Origin of the sequence: Synechococcus sp. R55.7, assembly GCF_047461955.1 — a bacterium.
GTDB lineage: Bacteria > Cyanobacteriota > Cyanobacteriia > Thermostichales > Thermostichaceae > Thermostichus.
Map to the genome: position 1 here is coordinate 7,446 of NZ_JANSIC010000067.1, position 4,502 is coordinate 11,947.

The window sequence follows — 4,502 nt, forward strand, 5'->3', positions numbered from 1 at the left end:
TAGGCCAGCTTCTTAATCGCCAATTTCTCCAGGTAGGCGGCAGGATTTTCGGGATCGAACTGCACCCCGTCGAAGAAGGTTTCCACTCCTCGAGAGGTGCTGGGGGGAATGGCTGCCCCCTGACCAATGGCTTTGGCAGCTTCTCGCCAGAGTTCTTCCCGATTCACCCGCTCCACCAAGGCTTTGGTATCGGTGTCGGCAGGCAGATAGCCCCAGCGGATGTTTTCGGTCAAGAACCAGAGATCGTGGCTCTTGAAGGGGTAGGAAGCGTAGTTCTGCCAGAACTTCATCAGGTGGGGGCTGTTTTCAACGACCTTGCCGGTGCCGTAGTCAAAAGTGCCCCGAGAACGGCCCAAGATATCGGGCACAGGCACCCCCAGCCAGCGGCGGTCGCCGATGATGCGACACATCTCCTCTTTGTTTTCCATCTGGTCGCACCAGATCTGGGCTTCTAGCACCGCTTTCAACAGGGCAAGGGTGGCTTTCGGGTGCGCATCCACCCAGTCGGCCCGCAGGGCAAAGGCCTTTTCCGGGTGGCCGTTCCACAGCTCGCCGGTGGTGAGGGCACTATACCCCTCTTTTTGGTTCACCAGCTGGGCATTCCAAGGCTCGCCCACACAGAGGGCTTCCATGGTTCTGGATTTCATATTGGCCACCATCTGCGGCGGCGGCACCACAATGACGGAGACGTCGCTAGTGGGATCGATCCCGCCTGCGGCCAGCCAGTAGCGCATCCATAGGTCGTGGGTGCCACCGGGGAAGGTCATCGCACATTTGGGATCTTTGCCGGCAGCTCGAAGCTCGGCAAACTTGGCCTTGAGGGGGGAACTATCCAGGCCGATTTGCAAATCCCGATATTGGTTGGAAATGCTGATGCCCTGACCGTCCAGATTGAGACGGGCCAAAATGTACATAGGCACCGGCTTGCCATCGGTAACTTTGCCGGTGGTGATGAGGTAGGGCATGGGGGTGAGGATGTGTGCCCCATCGATGCCGCCGGCGGCGGATCCCAGCACCAAGTTGTCGCGGGTGGTGCCCCAAGAGGCCTGCTTGACCACCTCTACGTCCTTCATGCCGTACTTGTCAAAGAACCCCTTTTCTTTGGCGATGATCAGGGGGGCCGCGTCGGTTAGAGCGATGAACCCCAGCTTGGCGCTGGTGGTTTCGGGAGTATCGGCCTGCGCCACCCAGTAGCCTTTGCCCAAGGATTGCGATTGGGCGCGCGGGATCCCAGCCGTGGCCGCCCCAGCCGTGAGAGCAGCCACCCCGGCCAAAAATTGCCGACGGGAGACGGGAGAGGAAGTGCTGAACAGCTTAGACATCGAAACCTCCAAGATTTACAACGACGAAGAAAGAAAAACTTTCAGGACGGCAACAGAACCGCTAGCGGGTTACCAAAACAGAAGCCTGGGCGGCGGACGGATGCTGACGCGGCTTGGCCCCAAAGTGCTCCCTGAGTAACTCCACCAAGACCGGCTTGAGGTCTTCGCAAGGGATCCCTTTGCGCACGCATTCGCCCAGCTTGGCGTCTTTGCCCACCTCTCCCCCCATGTAGATGTCCACGGCCTCCACCACCCTGCCGTCCTTGCGAGCAGTGGTGCCCATAAGGCCGATATCGGCTACTTGGGGTTGGCCGCAGGAGTTGGGGCAGCCCGTCCAGTGGATGCGCACCGTTTGGGGGATCTCCAGCTCCGCCTCCAGCTCCTCCATCAAGGCCACAGCCCGGTTTTTGGTCTCGATAAGGGCAAAGTTGCAGAACTGGTTGCCCGTACAGGACACCAACCCCCGCTGCAAGGGCCCTGGGTTGGGGGAGAACTTCTTCAACAGCGGCTCTTTTAACAAGGAAGCCACTCGGGAGTCGGGCACATTGGGGATGAGCACGTTCTGCTCCACCGTCAGCCGCAGCTCTCCGGAGCCGTACACCTCCGCCAAGCGGGCCAGCTCCATCATCTCCAGGGCGTTGAGCCGCCCCACCGGCACATGCAGGCCGACAAAGTTGAGGCCCGGCTGCTTCTGGGCATGCACCCCCAGCAGATCCCGCTTGTGCCAGACCACCTCATCTTTTTCCGCTGCCCTGAGCAGAGGGTGGCCCGTCTGGCGCTCCACAGCCGCCCGGAACTTCTCTAGGCCCCACTCGTCAATGAGCCACATCAACCGCGCCTTTTGCCGGTTGGCCCGCAGGCCGTGATCCCGGTAGACCAGCAGCACCGCCTCGCACAGAGGAACTACATCGCGGGGATCCACCCAGACATCTAGGCCAATTGCCTCGGCGCAGCGGCGAGCAGAGAAAAAGCCGCCCACCAGGACGTTGAAGCCCAGGCGGCCATTTTTGAAGGCGGGCACAAAGGCCAGGTCGTTGATCTCGGCATGCACCGAGTTGTCGCGACAACCGCAGATGGCGATGTTGAACTTGCGCGGCAGGTTGCTGAAGGAAGGGTTGCCCTCGCCGTTGTTGGTGACCATGTCCTGCACCTTGCGAGTGAGGCCGCGCACGTCGATCAGCTCGTCCGGGTCAATACCGGCCAGAGGGGATCCCGTGATGTTGCGCACGTTGTCCATGCCCGACTGGATGCTGGTCAGGCCTACCTCTTTCAGGTAGCCCAGGATCTGGGGCATTTCCTCGATGGGGATGCCCCGCAGTTGCAGGTTCTGCCGGGTGGTGATGTCGGCTACGCCCTGTTCTCCATAGGGGTGGATGATTGCGCCCAACATCCGCATTTGGCCGCTGGTTAGGATCCCATTGGGCAGGCGCAGCCGCAGCATGAACTGACCTGGGGTGCGCTTGCGAAAGAAGATCCCCAGCCACTTGAGGCGGTGATCCCGGTCGTCTTCAGGAATGTTCTCCCAACCCATCCGGGCAAACGCCTCCAGCTCGGCCTTGACCGCCAGCCCATCCTTTTCGCTTTTGAGGCGTTCAAATTGGTTCGCCATGATCGCTGCCGTGGGGTGAACACTGGCTACCCTAGCGATGACGAACCGTTAACTTTGGTATTGGCCGTTACACTTTGTAACAAGTTATGCTATTTTGTCACCTTCTGATTGCAATTTGTGCATAAGGTCAGGCTTCTAGGAGCAGCAGACTCCCCTCTCCCCTTTGGGAAAGGGGCTGGGGGTGAGGAAAAGCTAGTTGAGAGGGTTGAAAGAGTTGAAAGGCTCCATCTGCCAGAGCAGACGGGGCGGGATCCCCAGCCCTTCGGTGAGGGGTGCGGGCCGTTGGGAAGTTTGGGGATCGCAGTCGTAGAGGGCAGTGGTGTAGCGATAGGTGCGGGGGGGGCCACCGTTGAGACGGATGCCGCTAATTTCAAAGGTGTAGTTGCGATTGGGCTGGATCGAACCCACAGAGTAGGTCAAAGTTTCCAGGCCAAAGGCGGGATCCCCCACGCGGAGATCTCCAACAGGCACCGGCTCGCCGCTGAGGGCATCGGTGATGCGGACTTGGGCTTGGCTGAGATCAGCCTTGCCGCCACGGCTGGGCACCGAGAAAGACCAGCGGTAGGCAGACAGGGGCTGGCCGGAAAACCCTTCTAGGCGGTAGAGGTAGCCGTCTTTCTCCGGGAAGGCGATGAACTCCGGATCCCGCACGGACTCGTCAAAACCGAAGATCCAGTTGGCGTTGGCCTGGGTCACCCGTCCAGCCCGTGGGTCAAAGACAATGCCGTAGGCCCCCTGGGCGTACTGAGGATACAGGTTCCAGCGGCGATGCCCCACATCCACAAAGTTTTCTCGACCTGGCTCGGCAAAATAGATGTCCACCTGCCGCGCCAACACCCGGCCTGGATCGGGGCCGTTCAGCTCTAGGATGGGCCCAACCGCCAGGTTGCTGAAGCGGGATCCCGCCTCCCCAGCAGGGGTAAAGCAGCGCCAAGAAGGGGGCGGCTGGTGGCTGAGAGTACCATTGGCTACCTGCATCAAGGCCGCTTGCTGGGCGGCTTCTAGGAACTGAGGATTGAGCTTCACCGGCGGTAACTGGTGCAACAGCCGTAGAAAATTCAGCCGATCCATCATCTTTTGGGCTGCTGCAGGCGTAAGGCGACCGGGGTTGCAGGTAGCAACCTGGGGCTGTTCGGCGTAAATAGGCCCCGTGAAGCTGCGGGTCTGGCGATCCAACCGGCACAGGAAGCTGGCAATCGGCACTTCCCCTGCCCGCGGTGGCTCCATCGAGGTAGGGGATCCTCCACAGGCCGCCAGCAGACAAAGACAAAAGATCCCCGCGATCCTCAAAGCCCAAGGCTGAACCAACTTGGGCAACCGCTGCAAGGGCATGCAAAAACCAGCCGAATTATGAGCCGGTGGGGGTGGGGGTGATGCTGGGGGGGCTGACGGTGCTGCTGCTGCTCTCGCCACAAGCAGGCAACAAGCCCAGACAGGCAAACAGGGCTAAGGCCGCCAAAAGCTGGTGGGTCACTTTGGGTTGCAACGTAGCCATGACAACAAACCTCCCAAATGCTGTTGGGTTTGACTCTGTTCTATCACCTGGCCGAGTGGGCCACAGCGTCAAAACT

The 4,502-nt window shown here is 60.4% G+C and carries 4 protein-coding genes; all 4 read right to left on the reverse strand.

The genetic code is table 11. The features are described 5' to 3' along the window. A partial coding sequence (locus tag NW820_RS05250; RefSeq protein ID WP_414330505.1) for a CmpA/NrtA family ABC transporter substrate-binding protein occupies window positions 1–1,322 on the reverse strand: 1,322 nt, incomplete at its 3' end. A 61-nt stretch (window positions 1,323–1,383) separates the two neighbouring features. Next, entirely contained in the window at window positions 1,384–2,931 is a 1,548-nt protein-coding gene (locus tag NW820_RS05255) for a ferredoxin--nitrite reductase (RefSeq protein WP_414406878.1), read from the reverse strand. A 192-nt stretch (window positions 2,932–3,123) separates the two neighbouring features. Further along, complete coding sequence (locus NW820_RS05260) at window positions 3,124–4,158, reverse strand: CAP domain-containing protein (protein WP_414406879.1); 1,035 nt, start codon at window positions 4,156–4,158, stop codon at window positions 3,124–3,126. 121 nt (window positions 4,159–4,279) lie between these two features. Continuing rightward, the gene (locus tag NW820_RS05265; RefSeq protein ID WP_187147246.1) at window positions 4,280–4,426 is read right to left on the reverse strand and encodes a hypothetical protein; all 147 of its coding nucleotides are present in this window, start codon (window positions 4,424–4,426) and stop codon (window positions 4,280–4,282) included. Window positions 4,427–4,502: the final 76 nt, after the last annotated feature.

Excerpts from the sequence above, each read along its gene's own strand:
- NW820_RS05255 (WP_414406878.1), bottom strand. The coding sequence starts at position 2,931 with ATGGCGAACCAATTTGAACGCCTCAAAAGCGAAAAGGATGGGCTGGCG.
- NW820_RS05260 (WP_414406879.1), bottom strand. The coding sequence starts at position 4,158 with ATGGAGCCACCGCGGGCAGGGGAAGTGCCGATTGCCAGCTTCCTGTGC.
- NW820_RS05265 (WP_187147246.1), bottom strand. The coding sequence starts at position 4,426 with ATGGCTACGTTGCAACCCAAAGTGACCCACCAGCTTTTGGCGGCCTTA.